The 22,919-nt window shown below is 68.2% G+C and carries 18 protein-coding genes; 13 read left to right on the top strand and 5 right to left on the bottom strand.

Annotation, left to right across the window (positions count from 1 at the left end):
* Positions 1 to 19 precede the first annotated feature (19 nt).
* The 7 genes from mmsB to BLT62_RS16905 all read left to right on the top strand — a co-directional run bounded on the left by mmsB (position 20) and on the right by BLT62_RS16905 (position 9,371).
* On the top strand, positions 20 to 1,264 hold the full coding sequence (gene mmsB, locus BLT62_RS16935; RefSeq protein WP_083365121.1) for a multiple monosaccharide ABC transporter permease: 1,245 nt from the start codon (positions 20 to 22) through the stop codon (positions 1,262 to 1,264).
* Between the two features lie 384 nt (positions 1,265 to 1,648).
* Positions 1,649 to 2,731, top strand: a complete 1,083-nt coding sequence (locus tag BLT62_RS16930; protein ID WP_083365120.1) for a type IV toxin-antitoxin system AbiEi family antitoxin domain-containing protein — start codon at positions 1,649 to 1,651, stop codon at positions 2,729 to 2,731.
* A gap of 409 nt (positions 2,732 to 3,140) precedes the next feature.
* Complete coding sequence (locus BLT62_RS16925; RefSeq protein ID WP_083365119.1) at positions 3,141 to 4,133, top strand: ABC transporter substrate-binding protein; 993 nt, start codon at positions 3,141 to 3,143, stop codon at positions 4,131 to 4,133.
* 254 nt (positions 4,134 to 4,387) lie between these two features.
* Complete coding sequence (locus BLT62_RS16920) at positions 4,388 to 6,055, top strand: sugar ABC transporter ATP-binding protein (protein WP_083365118.1); 1,668 nt, start codon at positions 4,388 to 4,390, stop codon at positions 6,053 to 6,055.
* Positions 6,052 to 7,098 (top strand): ABC transporter permease, encoded by a 1,047-nt coding sequence (locus tag BLT62_RS16915; protein WP_231919276.1) that lies wholly within the window; start codon positions 6,052 to 6,054, stop codon positions 7,096 to 7,098. The genes BLT62_RS16920 and BLT62_RS16915 overlap by 4 nt, the downstream gene beginning before the upstream one ends.
* Positions 7,095 to 8,210 carry a galactofuranose ABC transporter, permease protein YjfF gene (gene yjfF, locus BLT62_RS16910; RefSeq protein ID WP_083365117.1) on the top strand — a complete coding sequence of 372 codons (1,116 nt, stop codon included), beginning with the start codon at positions 7,095 to 7,097 and terminating at the stop codon, positions 8,208 to 8,210. Before BLT62_RS16915 ends, yjfF begins: the two co-directional genes overlap by 4 nt.
* Before the next feature lie 141 nt (positions 8,211 to 8,351).
* On the top strand, positions 8,352 to 9,371 hold the full coding sequence (locus BLT62_RS16905) for a LacI family DNA-binding transcriptional regulator (RefSeq protein ID WP_083365116.1): 1,020 nt from the start codon (positions 8,352 to 8,354) through the stop codon (positions 9,369 to 9,371).
* 284 nt (positions 9,372 to 9,655) lie between these two features.
* Here BLT62_RS16905 and BLT62_RS16900 read toward each other — a convergent pair whose 3' ends face one another.
* Together BLT62_RS16900 and BLT62_RS17790 are read right to left on the bottom strand one after the other, a co-directional pair.
* The gene (locus BLT62_RS16900; RefSeq protein ID WP_083365115.1) at positions 9,656 to 10,006 is read right to left on the bottom strand and encodes a hypothetical protein; all 351 of its coding nucleotides are present in this window, start codon (positions 10,004 to 10,006) and stop codon (positions 9,656 to 9,658) included.
* On the bottom strand, positions 10,003 to 10,263 hold the full coding sequence (locus tag BLT62_RS17790) for a hypothetical protein (protein WP_156786407.1): 261 nt from the start codon (positions 10,261 to 10,263) through the stop codon (positions 10,003 to 10,005). Before BLT62_RS17790 ends, BLT62_RS16900 begins: the two co-directional genes overlap by 4 nt.
* Before the next feature lie 510 nt (positions 10,264 to 10,773).
* Between BLT62_RS17790 and nrdH the strand changes: the two genes are divergently transcribed.
* From nrdH to BLT62_RS16870, 6 genes are all read left to right on the top strand, one after another.
* Positions 10,774 to 11,007 (top strand): glutaredoxin-like protein NrdH, encoded by a 234-nt coding sequence (gene nrdH / locus BLT62_RS16895; protein WP_083365114.1) that lies wholly within the window; start codon positions 10,774 to 10,776, stop codon positions 11,005 to 11,007.
* Between the two features lie 141 nt (positions 11,008 to 11,148).
* On the top strand, positions 11,149 to 11,568 hold the full coding sequence (gene nrdI, locus BLT62_RS16890; RefSeq protein ID WP_083365113.1) for a class Ib ribonucleoside-diphosphate reductase assembly flavoprotein NrdI: 420 nt from the start codon (positions 11,149 to 11,151) through the stop codon (positions 11,566 to 11,568).
* Positions 11,568 to 13,694 (top strand): class 1b ribonucleoside-diphosphate reductase subunit alpha, encoded by a 2,127-nt coding sequence (gene nrdE, locus BLT62_RS16885; RefSeq protein WP_083365112.1) that lies wholly within the window; start codon positions 11,568 to 11,570, stop codon positions 13,692 to 13,694. Before nrdI ends, nrdE begins: the two co-directional genes overlap by 1 nt.
* A 51-nt stretch (positions 13,695 to 13,745) precedes the next feature.
* Positions 13,746 to 14,765, top strand: a complete 1,020-nt coding sequence (gene nrdF, locus BLT62_RS16880) for a class 1b ribonucleoside-diphosphate reductase subunit beta (RefSeq protein ID WP_083365111.1) — start codon at positions 13,746 to 13,748, stop codon at positions 14,763 to 14,765.
* Positions 14,766 to 14,892: 127 nt separating this feature from the next.
* Entirely contained in the window at positions 14,893 to 15,552 is a 660-nt protein-coding gene (locus BLT62_RS16875) for a ScbR family autoregulator-binding transcription factor (protein WP_083365110.1), read from the top strand.
* Between the two features lie 258 nt (positions 15,553 to 15,810).
* Positions 15,811 to 16,944: a serine hydrolase domain-containing protein gene (locus tag BLT62_RS16870; RefSeq protein WP_083365109.1), complete on the top strand. Its 1,134-nt coding sequence runs from the start codon at positions 15,811 to 15,813 to the stop codon at positions 16,942 to 16,944.
* Between the two features lie 27 nt (positions 16,945 to 16,971).
* On the opposite strand, the gene BLT62_RS16865 is transcribed toward BLT62_RS16870, so the two are convergent.
* The 3 genes from BLT62_RS16865 to BLT62_RS16850 all read right to left on the bottom strand — a co-directional run bounded on the left by BLT62_RS16865 (position 16,972) and on the right by BLT62_RS16850 (position 22,782).
* Entirely contained in the window at positions 16,972 to 17,997 is a 1,026-nt protein-coding gene (locus BLT62_RS16865; protein WP_083365108.1) for a zinc-dependent alcohol dehydrogenase, read from the bottom strand.
* Positions 17,998 to 18,021: 24 nt separating this feature from the next.
* The gene (locus BLT62_RS16860; protein WP_083365107.1) at positions 18,022 to 19,740 is read right to left on the bottom strand and encodes an IlvD/Edd family dehydratase; all 1,719 of its coding nucleotides are present in this window, start codon (positions 19,738 to 19,740) and stop codon (positions 18,022 to 18,024) included.
* 234 nt (positions 19,741 to 19,974) lie between these two features.
* Complete coding sequence (locus BLT62_RS16850) at positions 19,975 to 22,782, bottom strand: purple acid phosphatase family protein (protein ID WP_197675150.1); 2,808 nt, start codon at positions 22,780 to 22,782, stop codon at positions 19,975 to 19,977.
* Positions 22,783 to 22,919: the final 137 nt, after the last annotated feature.

The following is a 22,919-nucleotide window of genomic DNA, read 5'->3' as shown; positions in this document are numbered from 1 at the left end:
ATCTCAAGGAGAAACAGACATGACAAAACTTGAAAACCGGCCGACGGACAACGCGGCGGCGGCCAGCCAGGTTCACCCGGCTTCGAACAAGTTCACCAACTGGCTCAGCCACGTGCTGGCCGACCTCGGCAAGAACGGCATCTTCCTGGCGCTAATCGCCGTGGTCGTGCTGTTCACGGTGCTGACCGACGGCATCCTGCTGCGCCCGCAGAACATCTCCAACCTGATCGTGCAGAACGGCTACATCCTCGTTCTCGCGATCGGCATGGTGATGGTCATCATCGCCGGCCACATCGACCTCTCGGTCGGTTCCGTCGCCGCCTTCGTCGGGGCCTGCTCCGGCGTGTTCGCGGTGAACTGGGGCCTGCCCTGGTGGCTCGCGATCGTGCTGTCGCTCGCCATCGGCGCCCTGGTCGGCGTCTGGCAGGGCTTCTGGATCGCCTATGTCGGGATCCCCGCGTTCATCGTGACGCTGGCCGGCATGCTGATCTTCCGAGGGCTCGCGCTCGTGGTGCTCGGCAACGCCAACATCGGCTCCTTCCCGGCGGAGTACCGCGCGCTCGGCAACGGCTTCCTGACTGACCTGTTCGGCACGTTCCCGATCGACCCGCTCACCGTCGGCGTCGGCGTGATCGCCATCGCGGCGCTGATCATCCAGCAGGTGCGCACCCGTGCCGGCCGCCAGAAGTACGGCCAGGAGGTCGAGCCGCTCGCCTGGTTCATCACCAAGCTGGTGCTCATCACCGTCGTGATCGGCGCCTTCGCCTACGCGCTCGCCTCCTACAAGGGCATCCCCGTCACGCTGATCGTCCTCGCCGTGCTCGTCATGATCTACGGCATCATCATGAACCGCAGCGTGTTCGGCCGCCACATCTACGCCATCGGCGGCAACCGCCACGCGGCGGAGCTCTCCGGTGTCAAGGCGCGTCGCGTCGACTTCCTGCTGTTCGTCAACATGGGCGTGCTCGCGGCCCTCGCCGGCCTCATCTTCACCGCCCGCCTGAACCTGGCCGGGCCGAAGGCCGGTGACGGCTTCGAGCTCGAGGCCATCTCCGCGGCCTTCATCGGTGGCGCGGCCGTGCAGGGCGGTGTCGGCACCATCGCCGGCGCCATCATCGGTGGCCTCATCATCGGTGTGCTGAACAACGGTATGTCGATCATGGGTATTGGCATCGAGTGGCAGCAGGCCGTCAAGGGCCTCGTGCTGCTGCTCGCCGTCGCCTTCGACGTCTACAACAAGCGCCGCGCCGGCGCCGGGCGCTAGCCGCCCGCGCACCCGCGCACTCGCTCGCCGCGTGCGGGCAGGGCCCCGGCATCCGTTCGCGGATGCCGGGGCCCTCGTGCGTGCGGGGACGCTCACCGGCGCCCGCGGCGGCGTCGCGGCATCGGTCCGCCCGCCGCGGCACCCGCCCGCGCCCGCGGCGGCGGCATCGCGGCATCCGCCCGTCTTGCGCGCTCGCGGCCCGCGTTCTGTCTCGCGGCCCGCGACATAACGAGTGCCGCGAGGCAAAACGCGGGCCGCGAGCAGCGCGGCCGGCGCATCGAGTCGGTGGGGCGCGAGTTCTGCACAGGGGTGCTTCGGGAGCTGTTGTGCACAGGCGGGCAGCGGGCGGATGCCGCCGGCTTCGGAATCCGGAAGCGTGGCAGCATGACGGAAACCCTGGAGCTGCTCAGTGCGCTCGGCGACGGCCTGATCACCGGGCGCGCACTGCGCGAGGCCGGCCTGAACTCCGACCGGATCAACCAGTGTGTGCGCCAGGGGCTGCTGCGCCGGGTGAGGCCGAGCGTGTACGTCACGGAGGCGGTCTGGGCGACGCTGTGGCCCGAGCAGCGGCACCGCCTGCTTGTGCGCGCGACGCTGCTGTTGGCCGAGCGGGACTGGGTGGTCTCGCACCTCTCCGCGGCGGCGATGCACGGCCTGCCGACGATCGGCGAGTGGCCGTCGACCGTGCACGTGAGCGACGCAGACGCGTTGGGTGGGGCGTCCTCGCGGCACGTCACGGTGCACCGCGGCGCACCGTGGGCCGAGATCGTTGTGATTGGCGGCATCCTCGTGACGTCGCTGGAGCGCACACTCGCGGATGTCGCCGCGACGGAGCCGTTGGACCGGTCGCTCGCCGTGCTCGACGCCGCGTTCCGCGCGGCCCGACTCGACGCGGGCGAGGTGGCAGCCGCCCGCGGCGTGCCGTGGCGGAGCGCCGAGCTGCGAGCGGTTCAGGATGCTGCGGAGGTGGTGGTACGCGACCGGGTGAACGCCGAGCTGGAACGCGTGGCGCCACGGCGGGGGTACCGGCGGGCGGAGTTCGCCATCGCGTTCGCGAGCGGGCTCGCCGGCAGCGTGGGGGAGAGCCTCACCCGGGTGCGCTTCCAGGAGCACGGCTTCGAGATCCCGGAGCTGCAGGTGACGTTCGAGCGCTCCGATGGGGGCGAGGCCGACGTCGACTTCTACTGGCGCGGCGTGCGCAAGGCCGGCGAGTTCGACGGCAGGTTCAAGTACACCCGCGGTGCCGTCGTCGGGCCCGGGCAGGACCCGGGCGAGATCGTGTACCAAGAGAAACTGCGCGAGGACGCGCTGCGGCCGCAACTGCGTTCGATGACGAGGTGGGTCTGGGACCTCGTGCTCCCGCCGCTGGCGTTCCTGCGATTCACGCGGGAGGCGGGCGTGCCGCTCGCTCAGCCGGTGCGCCACCGGCGGAGCGCGCAGCGGCCGGGGGAGCGCGCTGCCGGGTAGTCGCAGGCCGGCGCTGGCGCGGTGGCGATGCGGGCGGTGATGCCGCGGCGATGCGCGTCGCGGCCCTCGTTGTGTCTCGCGGCCCTGGGTATACCGAGGGCCGCGAGACACAACGAGGGCCACGAGCGGACGCGTGCGCCTGGGGCGGCGGGAGTCGGGCGCCACGAACGCGCAGGCCGCGCATGCTGCGCACGCCACGCGGAGAAACAGTGAGCGCTCACAATTCGTAGCGCACTGCGGTGGCTGACGGCGCGACATCCGCATAACTAGGAGGTAACGAAACGAAAACTGCCTATTGTGAAGGCTCACATGTGAGCGCTAACATCGTGACATCGCCAGAACGGACTGGCGATCCGGCACCGAGAACGCAGCACATTCCCGCCGGCACTGAACAAGGAGGTTTAGTCAGATGAAGAAACTCATCGGAGCATTCGCAGCAGGAGCCATGCTGCTCGCACTCGCCGGATGCGCGCCGGCGGCGACCGGCAGCGGCGACGCCGCAGCCGCGGGCCCCAAGGCCGAGAGCGACCTCGTGGTCGGCTTCGCCCAGGTCGGCGCCGAGAGCGGATGGCGCACCGCCAACACCAAGGACATCCAGGACTCGTTCAAGGAAGCCGGAATCCAGCTCAAGTTCTCCGACGCCCAGCAGAAGCAGGAGAACCAGATCAAGGCGATCCGCTCGTACATCCAGCAGAAGGTCGACGTCATCGCCTTCTCGCCCGTCGTCGAGACCGGCTGGGACGCCGTGCTCAACGAGGCGAAGGATGCCGGCATCCCCGTCGTGCTGACCGACCGCGCGGTCGACTCCTCGGACGACTCGCTCTACGTCACCTTCCTCGGCTCCGACTTCGTGCTCGAGGGCCAGAAGGCCGGCGAGTGGGTGCTCGAGGAGTACAAGGACCAGACCGAGCCGGTCAAGATCATCCAGCTCGAGGGCACGACGGGCGCCGCGCCCGCCATCGACCGCGCAGAGGGCTTCGCCGAGGCCATCAAGTCCGACCCCAAGTTCGAGGTCGTCGCCTCGCAGACCGGTGACTTCACGCGTGCCGGCGGCAAGCAGGTGACCGAGGCGCTGCTCAAGGCCAACCCCGGCGTCAACCTGATCTACGCGCACAACGACGACATGGGTCTCGGCGCGATCGAGGCGATTGAGGCCGCCGGTCTCGTCCCGGGCAAGGACATCAAGATCGTCACGGTCGACGCGGTCAAGGACGGCATGCAGGCACTCGCCGACGGCAAGATCAACTTCATCGTGGAGTGCTCGCCGCTGCTCGGCAAGCAGCTCATCGAGGTTGTGAAGCAGATCAACAACGGCGAGACCCCGGAGAAGCGCATCGTCACCGAGGAGACGACCTTCACCCAGGAGCAGGCCATCGAGGCCCTGCCGACGCGCCAGTACTAGCCGGCTGGGTGCGTGCCGCCAGGGATTCGTGGCGGCACGCACAAACCGGCATGTCGCTGCGGATGCCGCAGGCCCAGCGCCTGCCAAGCTGAAGCACCGCACACGCCAGCACCACCAGCACCAGCACCACTGGCAGCACCCACGCGGAGCGGGTGCGCGGCGAAGCAGCCGCGCACCCGAACCCCGCCGCAGCGGCATCCGCACCCACCACCCTCAATGAAGAGTGGCCACCCTCAATGAAGAGAGGACCGAGCATGACAGGCGCAGCGCCCGTGGTCGACATGACCGACATCTCGATCTCATTCCCCGGAGTCAAAGCCCTCGACAAGGTGAGTTTCCGGATGTTCCCCGGCGAGGTCCACTCGCTGATGGGGGAGAACGGCGCGGGCAAGTCCACGCTGATCAAGGCGCTCACCGGCGTCTACGGCATCGACAGCGGCGTGATCACGCTGGCCGGCGAGCAGGTCTCGTTCTCCGGCCCCGCCGCCGCGCAGGCCGCCGGCATCAGCACGGTCTACCAAGAGGTGAACCTGCTCGGCAATCTCACCGTCGCCGAGAACATCATGCTCGGACGCGAGCCGCGCACCTGGCGCGGCATCGACTGGAAGGCGATGCGGGCACGCTCCACCGAGCTGCTCGCCGGCCTGCACCTCGACATCGACCCCAACTCCCTGCTCAACGAGCACTCGCTCGCCGTGCAGCAGCTCGTCGCCATCGCGCGCGCCGTCGACGTCCAGGCCAAGGTGCTGATCCTCGACGAGCCGACCTCGAGCCTCGACGCCGACGAGGTGGCCGAGCTGTTCCGCGTCATCCGCTCGCTCAAGGCCGACGGCGTCGCCATCCTCTTCGTCTCGCACTTCCTCGACCAGGTCTACGGCATCTCCGACCGCCTCACGGTGCTGCGCAACGGCGCACTCGTCGGCGAGTACCTCACCGAGGAGATCCTGCGCATCGACCTCGTGCAGAAGATGATCGGCAAGGAGCTCACCGCCCTCGACGACCTCGACAAGCGCACGCACACCGCCAGCACCGCGAGCAGCGTCGACAACGACGAGGTCGTCTTCGTGCGCGCCTCGCAGCTGGGCCGCGCCGGCTCGGTCGAGCCGCTCAGCCTGCCGATCGGCGAGGGCGAGGTCGTGGGCCTGGCCGGCCTGCTCGGCTCCGGGCGCACCGAGATCGCCCGCCTGCTCGGCGGCATTGACCGGGCGGATGCCGGCGAGCTCACGATCTCGGGCAAGCCCGTCAAACTGCGCACACCCCGCCAGGCGCTCAGCCATGGCATCGCCTACTCCTCGGAGAATCGCCGCGAGGAGGGCATCGTCGCCGACCTCACCGTGCGCGACAACATCGTGTTGGCGCTGCAGGCGGATCGCGGCTGGTTCCGCCCGATCCCGCGCAAGCGCCAGGACGAGCTCGCCGAGAGCTACATCAAGGCGCTCAACATCCGGCCGGCCAACCCGGACGCCCTCGTGCGCAACCTCTCCGGCGGAAACCAGCAGAAGGTGCTGTTGGCCCGCTGGCTGGCGATCGCGCCCCGGCTGCTGATCCTCGACGAGCCCACCCGCGGCATCGACATCGGGGCCAAGGCCGAGATCCAGAAACTCGTCTACTCCCTGGCCGAGAACGGCATGAGCGTCGTGTTCATCTCGGCCGAGCTGGAGGAGGTGCTGCGGCTCAGCAACCGGGTCGCCGTGATGCGCGACCGCCAGCTCGTCGCCGACATCGAGAACGACGACCTCACCGTCGAGTCGCTGCTCGCGCTCATCGCCGACGGCTCGGACTCCGCGTCCGCCAACTCCTCCGTCGAGGCGGTGCTCGTGGACGCCGGCCCGGCCCAGAGCGCACCGGCCCAGAGCGTCCCTTCCCCGAACGCCCCCGCCCCGACTGCACCAGACCAGAACACCCCCGGAGGTACCCCGTGAACGCCACCATCGGCAAGCTTGCCGCCAACCGGCTGTTCTGGCCGGTCGTCATGCTGCTCGCGCTGTTCGCGATCAACCTGGTCGCCTTCCCCGGCTTCTTCGCGATCACGATCAAAGACGGCCACCTCTTCGGCAGCCTGATCGACATCCTGCGCAACGGCGCCCCCATGCTGATCATCGCCATCGGCATGACGCTCGTCATCGCCACCCGGGGCATCGACCTCTCGGTCGGCGCGATCTGCGCCATCGCCGGCGCGGTGGCCTGCTCCATCCTGCTCGGCTCCTCCGACCCGTCCAACCCGGCGACCGTGGCCGTGGCGATTGCCGTCGCCGTGGGCATCTCGCTGCTGCTCGGCGTGTGGAACGGCTTCCTGGTGGCGGTGCTCGGCATCCAGCCGATCATCGCGACCCTCATCCTGATGACGGCGGGGCGCGGGGTGGCGATGCTCATCACCGAGGGGCAGATCCTCACGGTGAACAGCCCGCCGTTCAAGGCGATCGGCTCGGGCTTCTGGGTCGGGGTGCCGATCGCGGTCGTCATCGCCGCCGTCGTCTTCGCGGTGGCCGCCCTGATCACCCGGCGCACCGCGCTCGGGCTGATGATCGAGTCGGTCGGCATCAACCCGGAGGCCAGCCGCCAGGCGGGCGTGCGGGCGCGCGGGCTGCTGTTCGCGGTCTACACCTTCTGCGCCTTCTGCGCGGCGATCGCCGGAATCATCCTCACCGCCAACCAGACGGCGGCGGATGCCAACAACACCGGCCTCTTCATCGAGCTGGACGCGATCCTCGCCGTCGTCATCGGCGGCACGTCGCTGATGGGCGGGCGCTACTCGCTCACCGGGACGCTCGTCGGGGCGCTCGTGATCCAGACCCTCGTCACCACCGTCTACACGGTCGGCATCCCGCCGATCGCCACCATGGTGTTCAAGGCGGCCGTGGTCACCGTGGTCTGCCTGCTGCAGTCGCCGGCCACCACGGCGGCATTCGCCTCCTGGCGACGAACGGCCGCGCTGCGCACGGCCGGAAAGGAGATGGCGGCATGACCGGCCTCGCTCCAGAGAAGACCGCAGAGCCCGCGGTTCAGCCTCCGAACCGGCGTGCGCCGCGGCGGGCGACCGGGCCCGGCTTCCGGCCGTCGCCGGCCGGCTCGGGCGTGGACGCGCCGAGCACGCTGACGCGGGTGCTCTCCGGCATCCGACACACCTTCAGCAGCCCGAAGTACGGCCCCGTGCTGGTGACGCTGCTGCTGTTCATCGCGGTCTTCGTGGCCGGCGGGCTGCGCTACAACGGCTTCTTCTCTGGCCAGGTGCTGCTCAACCTGTTTGTCGACAACGCCTATCTGATCGTGCTCGCCGTGGGGATGACGTTCGTGATCATCACGGGCGGCATCGACCTCTCGGTCGGGGCCGTGGTGGCGATGTCGACCATGATCGCCGCCAGCCTGCTGCAGGGCGGATGGCCGCCCGGCGTCGTGATCCCGCTGATCCTGGTGCTCACCTCGCTGCTCGGGCTGCTCGTCGGGCTGATGATCCACGTGTTCGAGGTGCAGCCGTTCATCGCGACGCTGGCCGCCATGTTCCTGGCACGCGGCCTCTGCTACGTGATCAGCAAGGACTCGATCTCGATCGTCGACCCCTTCTTCGTCAGCTTCGCGCAGACCCGGATCCCGCTCGGCGGCGGGCTGAGCATCACGCCCAGCGTGATCATCGCGCTCGTCGTCGTGCTGGCCGCCGTCTGGGTGCTGCAGTACACCCGCTTCGGGCGCACCGTGTACGCCCTCGGCGGCAGCGAGCAATCGGGCATGCTGATGGGCCTGCCGACGGCGCGCACCAAGGTGCTCGTCTACGTGATCAGCGGCCTCTGCTCCGGCATCGCCGGCGTGCTGTTCACCTTCTACACGCTCTCGGGCTACAGCCTGACGGCCGTCGGCACCGAGCTCGACGCCATCGCCGCGGTGGTGATCGGCGGCACGCTGCTGACCGGCGGCTACGGCTTCGTGCTCGGCTCGGTGCTCGGCGTGCTGGTGCTCGGCATCATCCAGACGATCATCACCTTCGAGGGCACGTTGAGCTCCTGGTGGACCAAGATCTTCATCGGCGGGCTGCTGCTGGTGTTCATCATTCTGCAGAAGGTGCTCACGGCGAAACGGCGATAGCCCCCGCGGCACGGTCGTTCCGCCCGGGCGGGCGACCGTGCGGCGAGCGCTGTGTGCGGCGGCACTGGCCGGTGACGACATAATGAGAGCGACAATGATGTGCACGACGCACGTGAAGCAGGAGCACCCAAGCCGGTGAGCATGGACGACGAGAAGGCGCGCGCCGCCAACATCTTCGATGTGGCGCGCCTGGCCGGTGTTTCGCACCAGACGGTGTCGCGCGTGCTCAACGACCTGCCGAACGTGCGCCCGGCGACCCGGCTGCGGGTCGAGCAGGCGATCAAGCAGCTGCGCTACGTGCCGTCGCCGGCGGCGCGCGCCCTGGTCACGCGGCGCTCGCGCACCCTCGGGCTGATCACCGTCGGCACGCCCGACTACGGCCCGTCGAGCACCGCGCTGCACTTCAACGAGGCCGCCAGAGAGGCGCGCTACGCGGTGAGCATGGCGAGCATGCTCACGACGGATGCCGCCACCATGCGCGCCGCCGTCGAGATGCTGCTGCGGCAAAACGTCGAGGCGATCGTGCTCATCGCCACCGACCGGGCCGCCGTGGAGTCGGTGAACGAGCTCGAGCTCGGGGTTCCGCTCATCGCCATCGCCGCGCAGGGCAGCGGCGGCTTCCACCGCGTCTCGCTGGACCAGTACCGGGGCGCGCGCATCGCCGTCGAGCGGCTCATCGCGCTCGGCCACCGCGAGATCCGGCACATCGCCGGGCCCATGGCGGCGCTGGATGCCGTCGAGCGGCACCGTGCCTGGCGCGACGTGCTGGCCGAGAACCAGTTGAGGGTGCACGAGCTGCCCTCGGGGGACTGGAGCCCCGCCAGCGGCTACCGCATCGGCGCCGAGCTGGCGGCGCAGGGCGGCTTCACGGCCGTGTTCGTCGGCAATGACCAGATGGCGCTGGGCCTGTACCACGCGCTTTCGGCCGCGGGCCTCAGCGTGCCGGCCGACGTCAGCGTGATCGGCTTCGACGACATCCCCGAGTCCGGGTACTTCGCGCCGCCGCTCACCACGATCCGGCAGGACTTCGAGTCCCTCGGTCGCGACACGATGGCCGCGGTGCTCGCCGCGCTGCGCGACGACGAGTCGCCGTCGCAGCTGCAGCGGGTGCCCGAGCTGATCGAGCGCGAGAGCACGGCGCCGCCGCGCGCCCTGGCGTAGCGCGCCGGCCCGGCGTGCCTGCGTGGCGCCGCGGCCTCGCGCACCGGCCTGGCGCCCTGGCGTAGCGAGCCGGCCCGGAGCGTTGGCGCGGTGCGCTCGTGTCGCACGTGTCGTGTCGCTCGCGGCCCCCGTTGTGCCTCGCGGCCCTCGTTATGTCGGGGGCCGCGAGACACAACGGGGGCCGCGAGGGCTGTGCGGGCGGCGGCGGATGCCGGAACCGCTGCCGCCGCGCTCAGGAGCAGACTCGTGTTTCTCGATCTGCGCGGGTTGAGCCTCTGCGGCGCTTATGCCTTGCGGCCCCATCCCGGGCCGTAGGTGCGGTGCTGCTCGGCACGAAGTTCGCGAAACCACCGGGGCTGCAGGAATCGGGGCAGCCACCACTGCGAAATCAGTGTGAGCAATACGAGAGCGCCAGAGATGCTGACCAGGATGATGAAGAGGATGTTCATCGAATCGGGCAACACGGTTGCGGCCGTCCAGCCCAGCACCACGGCGATACCCATGTAGAGGCAGCCGAAGCCGATCCCGTAGCTGAGGACGGGTCGGGCAAACGCCCACCCCTTCCAGCGGCCGGTGTAAGCCAGCGTTCCCGCAAGAATGAACAGAAAGCCGCCCACGTAGACGCCGAACATCACGCGTCACCTCTTACTTTGTCGGTTGTCGCTTGACTTGTGGTCTGCCCAAGCACCCCGCCGACGCCACCGAGGATGCCGCCGATCAGGGTTCCGGGGCCAGGGGAAAAACTGCCGATGGCCGCGCCCGCCAGAGCTCCGCCCAGGCGCCGCCTGCGCCTCATGCTCGTCTGCGCGTGCGTCTCGAACTCGGCGGCTTGCTCCGAGCCTGAGGTGACGGTGGCCTTCGCCGCAGGAAGGTCTACCGACCATGCCGTCATGTCAGCGTCCTCTCGATGTCACTCGCTACCGGGCGCGCCCTGCTGGGCCGGCCGTGTCGGGCAGGTCACGGTGAAATCGATTGCCCCCTCCGAAAGTATCCCCCGAGAAGGGGTGGCCTGTCATGAATCAGCGTGACGGGAGGGCGCGGGCGGCGTGAGGCGCCGCCGAAAACGGTGATTCTGGGCGCCGAAAACGGGTGTCAGAGGGGGCTGGCAGAGTGGCTATAGCAGCACAGGATCTTGTGGTCAACGACATCCGCCGGCGACACGCCGACGGACTTTCCACAGGCAAACTGCTCCCCGAATGGGGGGCTGTGGATAAGCCTCGCGAGAGGCGCGGAAACAGGCCGAACTCAGTCGCCGGGCCTGTTGAGAACCGGTGAGTAACCGGTGGATAACTACATAAATGTAACTACATCATCTAGTGGCTGTTCCTATCGGCTGGCACTAGATGTAGTATTGAGGAGTCGGGGGATAAGCCCAGACTTCGTACACAAAAAGGGGAAATCGATGACTGTAACGGTCTACACCAAGCCTTCGTGCGTGCAGTGCACGGCGACGTATCGTGCCCTCGATAACCAGGGTATTGAGTACGAAGTTCTCGACCTCTCTGTCGACGAAAAGGCACTGGAAGCCGTCAAGGAATTGGGTTACCTGCAGGCCCCCGTTGTGATCACGGACGAGGACCACTGGTCCGGCTTCCGTCCCGACAAGATCTCGGAGCTCGCAGCGCGCCTCGCCTAGCGAGAATCGGGCGGATGCCGCGCACTCGCGAGCCCGCCCGAAACGCCGCGCACGCGGCATCCGCACCCGGCTGCGCAAGCGCCGGAGCACACGAACACCAACGCAACAACCCATTCGGCGTACCGAGAGGGGGTCGAACCCATGGCCAATTTGGTCTATTTCTCGAGTGTCTCGGGCAACACGCACCGATTCATGCAGAAGCTCGGCCAGCCGGCAGAGCGGATCCCGCTCTATGCCAAAGACGCACCGCTGCACGCAACGGAACCCTATGTTCTCGTCGTTCCCACCTACGGGGGCGGCGACGGGAACGGGGCCGTGCCCAAGCAGGTGATCCGGTTTCTCAACGATGCGAACAACCGGGCGCTGCTGCGCGGAGTGATCGCAGCAGGAAACACCAATTTCGGTTCGGCCTACGGCCTGGCCGGAGACATCATCGCGGCCAAATGCAATGTGCCGCAGCTCTACAGATTTGAAGTATTCGGAACACCGGACGATGTGAATATCGTCCACGAAGGATTGGACTCGTTTTGGTCGGAACAACTGGCGACAGCGTCTCACTGATGGAAGCGCCGCGCACCGGGATGGACTATCACTCCCTGAACGCGATGCTGAACCTGTACGGCCCGAACGGAGAGATCCAGTTCGAGAAGGACCGCGAGGCTGCGCGGGAGTACTTCCTGCAGCACGTGAACCAGAACACCGTCTTCTTCCACTCGCTGCGCGAGCGCCTCGACTACCTGGTCGAGAAGGAGTACTACGAGCCCGCCGTGCTCGAGATGTACTCGTTCGAGTTCATCACCCAGCTCAACGACCTCGCCTACTCGAAGAAGTTCCGCTTCGACACCTTCCTCGGCGCGTTCAAGTACTACACCAGCTACACGCTGAAGACCTTCGACGGCAAGCGCTACCTGGAGCGCTTCGAGGACCGCGTCGTGATGACCGCCCTCGGCCTCGCCGCCGGTGACGAGAAGCTCGCCACCAACCTCGTCGAGGAGATCCTCGCCGGCCGCTTCCAGCCGGCCACCCCCACCTTCCTGAACTCGGGCAAGGCACAGCGCGGCGAGCTCGTCTCCTGCTTCCTGCTGCGCATCGAGGACAACATGGAGTCGATCTCGCGCGGCATCAACTCCTCGCTGCAGCTCTCCAAGCGCGGCGGCGGCGTGGCCCTGCTGCTTTCCAACATCCGCGAGGCCGGCGCCCCGATCAAGCAGATCGAGAACCAGTCCTCCGGCATCATCCCCGTGATGAAGCTCCTCGAGGACTCCTTCAGCTACGCCAACCAGCTCGGTGCCCGCCAGGGCGCCGGTGCCGTCTACCTGCAGGCGCACCACCCCGACATCATGCGCTTCCTCGACACCAAGCGTGAGAACGCCGACGAGAAGGTGCGCATCAAGACGCTGAGCCTCGGCGTCGTCGTGCCCGACATCACCTTCGAGCTGGCCAAGAACGACGAGGACATGTACCTGTTCTCCCCGTACGACGTCGAGCGCGTCTACGGCGTGCCCTTCGCCGACATCTCGGTCACCGAGAAGTACCGCGAGATGGTCGACAACCCGGCGATCAAGAAGTCCAAGATCAAGGCCCGCGAGTTCTTCCAGACCCTCGCCGAGATCCAGTTCGAGTCCGGCTACCCGTACATCATGTACGAGGACACCGTCAACGCTGCGAACCCCATCAAGGGCCGCATCAACATGTCGAACCTGTGCTCCGAGATCCTCCAGGTCAACACGCCGACCACGTACAACGAGGACCTCTCGTACGACAAGATCGGCAAGGACATCAGCTGCAACCTCGGTTCGCTGAACATCGCCCTGGCGATGGACTCGCCCGACTTCGGCAAGACCATCGACACCGCCATCCGCGGCCTCACCTCGGTCTCGAACCAGAGCCACATCAGCTCGGTGCGCTCGATCGAGGACGGCAACGACAAGTCGCACGCCATCGGCCTCGGCCAGATGAACCTGCACGGTTACCTCGCCCGCGAGCGCATCTACTACGGCAGCGAAGAGGGCATCGACTTCACGAACATCTACTTCTACACGGTCGTCTACAACGCGCTGAAGTCCTCCAACGCGATCGCGATCGAGCGCGGCGAGACCTTCGACGGGTTCGCCGACTCGAAGTACGCCTCGGGTGAGTTCTTCGACAAGTACACGGATGCCGAGTGGCTGCCCGCCACGGAGCGCGTCGCCGAGCTGTTCGCCAACTCGGCCGTGCACATCCCGACGCAGGACGACTGGCGCGAGCTCAAGGCCTCCATCATGGAGCACGGCATCTACAACCAGAACCTGCAGGCCGTGCCGCCGACGGGCTCGATCAGCTACATCAACAACTCGACGGCATCCATTCACCCGATCGCCGCGAAGATCGAGATCCGCAAGGAAGGCAAGCTCGGCCGCGTGTACTTCCCGGCGCCGTTCATGACGAATGACAACCTGGACTACTACCAGGACGCCTACGAGATCGGTGCCGAGAAGGTCATCGACACGTACGCCGCCGCCACCCAGCACGTCGACCAGGGCCTGTCGCTGACGCTGTTCTTCAAGGACACCGCCACCACGCGCGACATCAACAAGACCCAGATCTACGCCTGGCGCAAGGGCATCAAGACGATCTACTACATCCGCCTGCGCCAGATGGCGCTGGAGGGCACCGAGGTGGAGGGCTGCGTGAGCTGCGCCCTCTAGGCGCGACGAACGCGGTCTGACCGGCATCCCTCGAATCTCAAAGGAATCACAATGACTCTCACCGACAAGGTCAACTCGGCCCAGAACGATCCCGCCCACCAGGGCAAGATCAAGCTGGTCAGCCACGTCAACGCCATCAACTGGAACAAGATCCAGGATGAGAAGGACGTCGAGGTCTGGAACCGACTCGTCAACAACTTCTGGCTGCCCGAGAAGGTGCCGCTCTCCAACGACATCCAGTCGTGGGCGACGCTCACCGCCGAAGAGCAGCTGATGACGATGCGCGTGTTTACGGGTCTGACCCTGCTCGACACGATCCAGGGCACCGTCGGTGCCGTGTCGTTGATTCCGGATGCCATCACTCCCCACGAGGAGGCCGTCTACACGAACATCGCGTTCATGGAGTCGGTGCACGCGAAGAGCTACTCGTCGATCTTCTCGACGCTCTGCTCCACCAAGGAGATCGACGAGGCGTTCCGCTGGTCGACCGAGAATCAGAACCTTCAGAAGAAGGCTCAGATCATCATGAACTACTACCAGGGCGATGACCCCCTGAAGCGCAAGGTGGCCTCCACGCTGCTCGAGTCGTTCCTGTTCTACTCCGGCTTCTACCTGCCGATGTACTGGTCGAGCCGCGCGAAGCTCACCAACACGGCCGACATGATCCGCCTCATCATCCGTGACGAGGCCGTGCACGGCTACTACATCGGCTACAAGTTCCAGAAGGGCCTCGAGAACGAGACCGAGGAGCGCCGCCAGGAGCTGAAGGACTACACCTTCAACCTCATGTACGAGCTCTACGAGAACGAGGTGCAGTACACGCAGGACCTCTACGACGGCGTCGGCCTGACCGAGGACGTCAAGAAGTTCCTGCACTACAACGCCAACAAGGCGCTGATGAATCTGGGCTACGAGCCGATGTTCCCGAAGACGGTCACCGACGTGAACCCGGCGATCCTCTCGGCGCTCTCGCCGAACGCGGACGAGAACCACGACTTCTTCTCGGGCTCCGGCTCGAGCTACGTCATCGGCAAGGCCGTTGTCACGGAAGACGAGGACTGGGACTTCTAGTCATTGTTTCTTCAAGAGGGCGGATGCTGCGGCATCCGCCCTCTTGTGCTTTGCGCGGGGCGATTTCGCGGCGGTTCCCTCTGGCCCCTCGGTAGAATTTCCCTGACGGGGACAGTGGGGGAGACGGATGGCGATGCAGAAGCGTGCGATCGTGACGCTGGACAAGATCATCTCCGGTGCCGCCGACGTCTTCTTCAAGGTCGGCTACGACGCCGCCTCGATCGCCGCCATCGCGGAGTCTGCGGGAGCGACCAAGGGCGCGCTCTACTTTCACTTCAGCTCGAAGGAAGAGCTCGCGCGTGCCGTGATCGACCAGGGGCACCGCGTCTCCAGTCTGGGGGCGCAACAGATCCTGGAGACGACGGACAGCCCCGTTGAGACCATGATGCTCATGTGTGCCGACCTGGCGAACGGCCTCGTCAACGATCCCCTGGTGCGTGCCGGGATCCGGCTGACCACGGGTGGCCCCATCTTCGACCCGCCCACGCGTGCGCCCTACGACGACTGGCTGCAGACCTTTGAGCACCTCGTCAGGCGCGCGGTCGAGGCCGGCGAGCTCGCGCCGGCAACCGACCCTGCGAAGCTTGCGCATTTCATCATCCCGTCGTTCACGGGTATCCAGCTGCTCTCGGACGTGCTCACGGGCATGGACGACCTGATGGACCGTGTGCGTGAAATGTGGGAATTCCTCCTTCCGTCGGTCGCCGCACCCGACCGCTTGGACACGTTGTCTGCGCTGCTCCCCGAGGTCTTCGTCAGGAGGGGCGGCGCCGGGGTCCAGCGCTAGCCTGGTGGGAGCGCTGACGAGGGCCTTCTGCTGAAACCAAACGTATGGTATCTTTTCCTCGGGTGGTCGGCCTGTATCCAACCTCCGCGAATTCGGGGGAGTTCGACGGGGTCCACGGGGGAATGTGGGCGATTCTGTGCCGCGGCAACGAACATCGTTGCGCCGGCGGCACAGTGATCGTGGATGCGACGGCCGACTACCCCACACCTGATGCGAGCCGCTCGGGCGACAACGGGGCGCTCTGCTACGTTCGGTGGAATGTCTAGGAGCGAGTTGGCGCCGCCGCGGGCTCATGCCGCGAAGATCGCCCAGATCGAGGGAACGACGTCGGTTGACCGCCACGGGGTCGGTTCCCTGAGCATCCCGCAGCTGCTCGACCACTACCGCGTGCCCGGTGTCGGCGTCGCTGTCATTGACGGCTTTGACGTCGCGTGGACGAAATCCTGGGGACTGGCAGACGCGCAAACCGGCGAGCGCGCCACCGACCAGACGCTGTACCAAGCAGCCTCGATCAGCAAGCCGCTGGCGGCGGTCGCATCGCTGAAGGCCGCCCAGCTCGGGCTGTTCGACCTCGACCAGGACATCAACGCGATTCTCACAAGCTGGAAGCTTCCGGCCTCTCCGTTCGGCGGGGGACCCGCCGTGACGCCACGGATGCTCATGAGCCACACGTCCGGGCTCGGCGACGGGTTCGGCTTCCCCGGCTACGAACCGGGCGAACCGCTGCCGACCGTGCCGCAGATCCTCGATGGCCTGCCGCCGTCGCCACTGCCGGCCGTGCGGCTGGTGCGCCCGGCGCTGACGGCATATGAGTACTCGGGTGGCGGCGTCGAGATCCAGCAGCTCGCGCTCACCGACACCGTCGGGGCAGCCTTCGCGCAGATCATGCACGACTGGGTGCTGCAGCCGATCGGCATGACCGCGAGCACCTACGAGCAGCCGCTGCCGGCCGAGCTCGAACCTCGAGCCGCGCGGGCCCACGACCAGGCGGGCACCAGGCTGAATGCCCCCTGGCACGTGTATCCGGAGCAGGCGGCGGCCGGACTGTGGACGACACCCGGCGACCTCGCCAGATTCGTGGTCGAGGTTCAGCGGGCGCTCGCCGGACGGTCTTCGCTGGTGCTGGACCAAGCGATGATGCGCAACATGGTCACACCCGTCGGCGTGGGCCCCTTCGCGATCGGCTTCGTCGTCTCCGAGCAGGGCGGAGGCCGGTACTTCGAGCATGATGGCGACAACTGGGGCTTCAAGGCGCAGCTCATTGGGCACATTTCCGCTGGACACGGCGCCGTCATCATGACCAACGGCGACGCCGGCCAGTCCGTCACAACCGAGATCCAACGCCGGATCGCGGAAGCGTACGGCTGGGACGTAGCCGGCGAGCCGCGCTGATCGTTCGCGGCTGCGGCTGCGGCTGCGTCAGGGCAGGCGCGGGTCGACGTGCACCTTCGGCCCGGGGCCCGCGGACGCGCCGCGCGCCCCCTCCAGCCGGCTCGGCACCTCGTCGAGCGAGATGACCTCGCTGACGAGCGAGTCGGGCACGACGGCGCCGCTCGCGAAGCCCTCGATCGCCCCGGTCAGGCCGGGGGAGGCGGAGAGGATGCCGACGGCGGTGATGTCTCTGAAGACGATGCGCCGCGTGTCGACGAGGCTGGGGGTGGATGCCAGGCCGATGTAGACGACGCGGCCCGCCGGCTTCGCCAGCATGACGGAGAGGGCCGGCATCCGCTCGTCGCTGGTGGCCTCGATCACGGCGTCGAGCTCGTTGCCGTGCCCGCCGGCGAGCTCGTCCAGCTGCCAGGTGTGCTGCACGCCGAGCGACCGCGCCAGTTCCAGTGAGTCTTCGCGCACGCCGCCGACGTGCACCTCGGCGCCCTCGGCCAGTGCGAACTGGGCGGCGAGCAGGCCGATGGTTCCGGAGCCGAGCACGAGCACGCTGTGGCCCGGCTCGATCGCCGCCGCGCGCACGGCCCGCAGCGAGTTGCCGCCGGGTTCGACGAGTGCGGCGGCCGTGACGCTGACACTCTCCGGGATCGGGTGTGCGTAGCGCGTCGGGATGAGCACCTGCTCGGCGAGGGCACCGGCCCAGCCGTCGAGGATGCCGACCTCGAAGCGGTCGGGGCAGACGTGGTGGTGGCCGCCCTGGCAGAACTGGCAGTGCCCGCAGCCGAGCATGGTGTCGCCGGTGACGCGCAGCCCGAGCCAGCTCTCATCGGCGGGGGAGCCGACCGCGACGACCCGGCCGGCCCATTCGTGGCCGAGGCGAAGCGGAAAGTGGGTGCGCCCGTGCTGGATGTAGGCCATCTGACCGGTGTACAGCTCGACATCCGTTCCGCAGATGCCGACCCGTTCCACGTCGACGAGCAGATGTCCCGGCGCCGCGATCGGCGCCGGGACATCCCGGACCTCCGCCTTCCGCGGGGCCGTCACAACGAGTGCGCGCATCAGGGTTCCTCCCAGTTTTCGCGGTCAGTGCGATTCACGGCTGACCTCATCTCCGCTGGAGCCGACCAGGAAGTCGAGGTCGGCCCCGGTGTCGGCCTGCATGACGTGGTCGACGTAGAGCTTCGCCCAGCCGCGGCTGGGTTTCGCGTACGCCGCCTCGCTTGCCGGGCTCTGGCCGCGCGAGCGCAGCTCCTCCTCGCTGACGTCCACGCTGAGCGAGCGCCCGGCGACGTCCACTCGGATGATGTCGCCGGTGCGCACCAGCCCGAGCGGCCCGCCGGCCGCGGCCTCCGGGGCGACGTGCAGGATGACGGTGCCGTACGCGGTGCCGCTCATCCGGGCGTCGCTGATGCGCACCATGTCGCGCACGCCGGCCTCCAGGAGCTTCCGCGGCAGCGGCATGTTGCCGACCTCGGGCATGCCCGGGTAGCCCCGGGGCCCGCAGCCGCGGAGCACGAGCACCGAGTCGGCCGTGACGTCGAGCTCCGGGTCGTCGATGCGGGCGCGCATGTCCTCGACGCTGTCGAAGACGACGGCGGGGCCGACGTGCTGGAGGAGTTCGGGGCTGGCCGCCGAGGGCTTGATGATCGCGCCGCGGGGCGCGAGGTTGCCGCGCAGCACGGCGATGCCGGCATCCGCCATGAGCGGCGCCTCGCGCGGCAGGATGACGGTGTCGTCGTAGACGGGGTGGCCGCCGAGGGCGTCGACGAGGGGCGCGCCGGTGACGGTGATCGGCTCCGGGTGCAGCAGGTCGGTGATCTGCGCGAGCAGGGCGAGCAGCCCGCCGGCGCGGTGCAGGTCGTCCATCAGGAACGCGCCGCTCGGCTGCAGGTTCGCCATGACCGGGATGCCGGCCCCGGCCGCGTCGAAGTCCGCCAGGCTCAGCTCGATGCCGAGCCGGCCCGCGATGGCGAGGAGGTGGACGACCGCGTTCGTGGAGCCGCCGACCGCGGCGACGGCGATGATGGCGTTGAGGAACGACTCCCTGGTCATGATGTCGCTCGGCCGGCGCCCCGCGGCCACCATGTCGACGATCAGCCGCCCGGTCTCGTGCGACTTCTTCAGCAGCCGGGCGTCCGCCGCGGGGGTGCCCGCGAAGCCGGGGATCGTCATGCCGAGCGCCTCGGCGACGACGGCCATCGTGGAGGCGGTGCCCATGGTGTTGCAGTGGCCCTTGCTGCGGATGGTGGACTGCTCCGACTCCTGGAACTGGGCGTTGGTGATGGTGCCGGCCCGCACCTCCTCGCTCAGCCGCCACACGTCGGTGCCGCAGCCGAGGGCCTCGCCGCGGAAGTAGCCGGTGAGCATCGGCCCGCCCGGCACGACGATCGCCGGGAGGTTGACGGATGCCGCCGCCATCAGCAGCGCCGGGATCGTCTTGTCGCAGCCGCCGAGCAGCACGAGCCCGTCGATGGGGTTGGCGCGGAACATCTCCTCCATCGCCATCGCCGCCATGTTGCGCCACAGCATCGCGGTCGGCTTCACCTGGGTCTCGCCGAGCGAGACGACGGGGAGGTTGTACGGCACGCCGCCGGCCGCCCAGACGCCCTGCTTGACGCTCTCGGCGACCTCGTTGAGGTGCATGTTGCACGGGGTGAGGTCGGACGCGGTGTTGGCGATCGCGATCTGCGGCTTCGTAGCGTCGAGTGCGTCGTCGGGGAGCCCGCGCCGCATCCAGGCGCGGTGGATATAGGCGTTGCGATCCGCGCCCTGATACCAGGCGGCACTGCGCAAATGGTCCACGGTGACCTCTCCGCTCGTTCTCCGGTGCGCTGACCGCGGCGGTGAGGTTCAGCAGGAAACGAGAGCTTCCCTGCAGCGTAGCCCGTGTCGACTTCGTGATCGGTGGTCTCGCACTCGCACTCGCAGTTGCGGTCGGCGGGTCGGTCGCGAGCATCCTCTGGGCCCGGCGCGGGAGGCGACGCGAAAAGGGGCCCGGCCACAGTGTGACCGAGCCCCCTCTCTGAGCGGATGCCGCTAGCTCAGCGCGTCGCGCTCGCTCACCGTGACGGCGGCAGCACGGCGGCGGCGCGCAGCCACGACCGCCGTGGCGCCACCGATGAGCAGCAGCGCGAGGGCGGCGATCAGCGCGGTGCTGATCTCGGCGCCCGTGCTGGCGAGTGCGCCCGTGTTCGACGTGGCGGAACCGGTGGTGCCGCCCGTGGTCGAACCACCGGATCCGGCGCCGTTCCCGTTGCCGGCGCCGTTCCCGTTGCCGTTCCCGTTGTCGGTTCCGTCGCCGCCGGGGGTCACCGCGACGACCTGCACGGGTGCCCAGCCGAGCAGGGTGCCGTCGGCCGCCTGGACGACGATGCGGTGCTCGCCCGTTGCGGTAGCCGCCGGAACCACCGCGCTGATCTGCCCGCTGGCGTTGGCCGTGGCCTTGCCGAGGGAGGTCGGCGTCGAGTAGATCCACGGCCACACCGGGGCGTTCGCGTTGGCCGCACCGAGCTCAACCGGAATGGTCTGGCCGGGGTTGGCGGTCGCCGGCACGGTGATGCCGCCGCGGTTCTGCTCGGTGAGCGTGGCCGGGTCGACCGGAGCCGGCAGGGTTCCGGGGTCGACCGGGTCGACGGGGTCCACCGGGTCGACGGGGTCGACGGGGTCGACCGGGTCAACGGGGTCGACCGGGTCGACCGGGTCAACAGGGTCAACGGGGTCAACAGGGTCAACGGGGTCGACGGGGTCGACGGGGTCCACCGGGTCAACGGGCGGGGTGATCCCGGCCTCGGTGACCCACTTCTTTCCGGCATCCGTCTTGGTGATGGTGAACTCGTCGTACACGGCGCCGATGGGCAGGGCCGTCGTCGCGTTGGCGGTCTTCTCGGCGAGGTAGGAGCGGTAGACCAGCTGGCCCTGCGAGACGTCGATGACCTGGTAGGTGGTCACGCCCTCGCCCCGCAGCACCTGGGTGGCGTTGTTGTTCGTCCACACGTTCTTGGCCTCGGTCTCGAGGCTGTAGTGCTTGGCGCCGGAGTTCGAGACGGCGTAGACGGGGCCGTCGGTGATGCCGGCGGTCTCGGTGCGGTCGTCGTTGATGTAGCCGCGGGCGTAGGTGTGGTCGTGGCCCATCAGAACGAGGTCGATGCTGTGCTTCTGGAAGATGGGAACCCAGATCTCGCGCAGCACCGGCTCGTCGCGGCCTGCGGATGTCGAGAAGACCGGCTGGTGGAAGGTGACGACGTTCCACTTCGAGTCGCTCTCGGTGAGCACCTGGTCGAGCCAGGCGCCCTGGAACTCGGTCCAGAGGCGGGAGACCTTGCCGGAGGGGCACTCGGCACCCGTGCAGGATGGCAGGGTGGCGGGGGTCAGGAAGGCGCTGTCGCGCGTCGCGTTCAGCGTGATGAAGCGCACGCCCTGGTAGTCGGTGTAGTAGACCGTCTCCGCGGCGAACTCCTCCCAGTGCGCGAAGTAGGCGGCGTACTGGCGCGCCACGTCGGTGTCGCCGACCGCGAGATCGGCCAGAGCGCCGATGGTCGCGGTGGAGGGGTTGTTGTGCGGGTACTCGAAGTTCGCCTTCCACGCCGCCAGCTTCTTGTCGCCGGAGTACTCGTGGTTGCCGGGGGCGGCCATGACGTTGGAGCTCGCCGCCGAGTTGGTCATCCCGGTGAACCAGTTGTTCCACTGCGTCTCGTTGCTGCCGGTGTCGATGAGGTCGCCGGCGTGCACGGAGCCGACGGACCGGGTCGCGGTCGCCTCCGCCTGGCGCACGACCTCGGGCCACGTGCTGTCCAGGCCGATCTGGGCGTCGCCGTAGTAGACGAACTGGAAGTCGGTGGCGGCGGGGTCGGCGGTGGAGAAGGTCTTCCACTCGCTCCAGCTGCCCTCCAGGCCGACGCGGTAGCTGTAGGCGGTCGCGGGTGCGAGGCCGGTCACCGTGGCGGAGTAGTGCGGCTTCGGGTTGTTGTTCACCAAACCGGCCCGGTAGGCGTCGACGGTGCGCACATCGCCTCCGGCCGCGGGCCGGAGCTGCACCTGCCCGCTCGCGTGGCCGGCATCGCCAGCCAGCCAGGAGAAGGACTGCGAGGTCTCCGGGGTGGTCGTCGGGGTGAGGATGACGCGGGTCGGCGGAGCCACGACGGGCGTTCCGGGGTCCTGCACGGGGAGGAGGCGGATCGACGGCACATCGAGGTAGATGTCCGAGCTCGTGGCGCGGTCCTGGTAGAGGGCGATCGCCACGGTGTTGGTGCCGTCGACGAGCAGCTCGGGGTCCACGGTGAAGCTGCTGGCGACGGGATCGCCGCCGCTGTTGCCCGCGTACTCCTGGTTGCTGGTCCCGGTGACCCGGTCGTCGACGAAGCCGGCGACCTTCGTGCCGTTGACCCAGACGACGAGGGCGTCGTCGTAGACGACGTCGCCGAGCACCGAGCCGACGGCATCGGCGACGCCGGGCTGGAGGTCGAAGCTCGTGCGGAAGAAGTAGGTGGGCACCGTGGGGGCGGCGGTGCCGTTGAGGTAGTGGTTGAGCAGGGTGGCCGGCGTGTGCGGACCCACCGCGGCGAGCTTTCCGGACTTGGCGCCGAAGCTGCCCGTGGCGCTCTTCCAGGTGGAGTCATCGAAGCCCGGGGCGGTCCACGCCCGCAGGGCGCCGGAGCCGTTCACCGGGTCCGTTCCATCGTCGAGGTACTTCCACGAGGTGCTCGCGGTCGTCACCACCGGTTCCGTCGGTACGTCGGGGGCGGCCAGCGCCGGCATCGGCGCAGCGAGCACCCCGCCGAGTACAGCGAGGAGGGCGGTCGAGACCACGCCCCGTCTGTGCCAGCGGACTGTGTCCTTGGTCGTCATCAATTCATTCCTTCATATGGGAGTGGGTGGGCACGGCGGCGCACGAGCGTGCGGCGAGCCCCCGCCATCGAAGCGGCACCGGATGTCTCCCGGCTGGCGCGCAGGTGGCGCACAGGCGAACGCGCGGTGCCGCTTCC

The sequence above is a fragment of the Microterricola viridarii genome (assembly GCF_900104895.1).
Classification (GTDB): Bacteria; Actinomycetota; Actinomycetes; order Actinomycetales; family Microbacteriaceae; genus Microterricola; species Microterricola viridarii.
The sequence above is the reverse complement of the archived record's forward strand: the minus strand, read 5'-3'. Positions and strand labels throughout refer to the sequence as shown.

What these genes read in the sequence shown, in the direction of transcription:
- nrdI (WP_083365113.1), top strand. Translation starts at nt 11,149, where the DNA reads ATGGCCAATTTGGTCTATTTCTCGAGTGTCTCGGGCAACACGCACCGA.
- BLT62_RS16905 (WP_083365116.1), top strand. Translation starts at nt 8,352, where the DNA reads ATGGACGACGAGAAGGCGCGCGCCGCCAACATCTTCGATGTGGCGCGC.
- BLT62_RS16865 (WP_083365108.1), bottom strand. Translation starts at nt 17,997, where the DNA reads ATGCGCGCACTCGTTGTGACGGCCCCGCGGAAGGCGGAGGTCCGGGAT.
- BLT62_RS16850 (WP_197675150.1), bottom strand. Translation starts at nt 22,782, where the DNA reads ATGACGACCAAGGACACAGTCCGCTGGCACAGACGGGGCGTGGTCTCG.
- BLT62_RS17790 (WP_156786407.1), bottom strand. Translation starts at nt 10,263, where the DNA reads ATGACGGCATGGTCGGTAGACCTTCCTGCGGCGAAGGCCACCGTCACC.
- yjfF (WP_083365117.1), top strand. Translation starts at nt 7,095, where the DNA reads ATGACCGGCCTCGCTCCAGAGAAGACCGCAGAGCCCGCGGTTCAGCCT.
- nrdH (WP_083365114.1), top strand. Translation starts at nt 10,774, where the DNA reads ATGACTGTAACGGTCTACACCAAGCCTTCGTGCGTGCAGTGCACGGCG.
- mmsB (WP_083365121.1), top strand. Translation starts at nt 20, where the DNA reads ATGACAAAACTTGAAAACCGGCCGACGGACAACGCGGCGGCGGCCAGC.
- nrdF (WP_083365111.1), top strand. Translation starts at nt 13,746, where the DNA reads ATGACTCTCACCGACAAGGTCAACTCGGCCCAGAACGATCCCGCCCAC.
- BLT62_RS16870 (WP_083365109.1), top strand. Translation starts at nt 15,811, where the DNA reads ATGTCTAGGAGCGAGTTGGCGCCGCCGCGGGCTCATGCCGCGAAGATC.
- BLT62_RS16875 (WP_083365110.1), top strand. Translation starts at nt 14,893, where the DNA reads ATGGCGATGCAGAAGCGTGCGATCGTGACGCTGGACAAGATCATCTCC.
- nrdE (WP_083365112.1), top strand. Translation starts at nt 11,568, where the DNA reads ATGGAAGCGCCGCGCACCGGGATGGACTATCACTCCCTGAACGCGATG.
- BLT62_RS16925 (WP_083365119.1), top strand. Translation starts at nt 3,141, where the DNA reads ATGAAGAAACTCATCGGAGCATTCGCAGCAGGAGCCATGCTGCTCGCA.
- BLT62_RS16930 (WP_083365120.1), top strand. Translation starts at nt 1,649, where the DNA reads ATGACGGAAACCCTGGAGCTGCTCAGTGCGCTCGGCGACGGCCTGATC.
- BLT62_RS16920 (WP_083365118.1), top strand. Translation starts at nt 4,388, where the DNA reads ATGACAGGCGCAGCGCCCGTGGTCGACATGACCGACATCTCGATCTCA.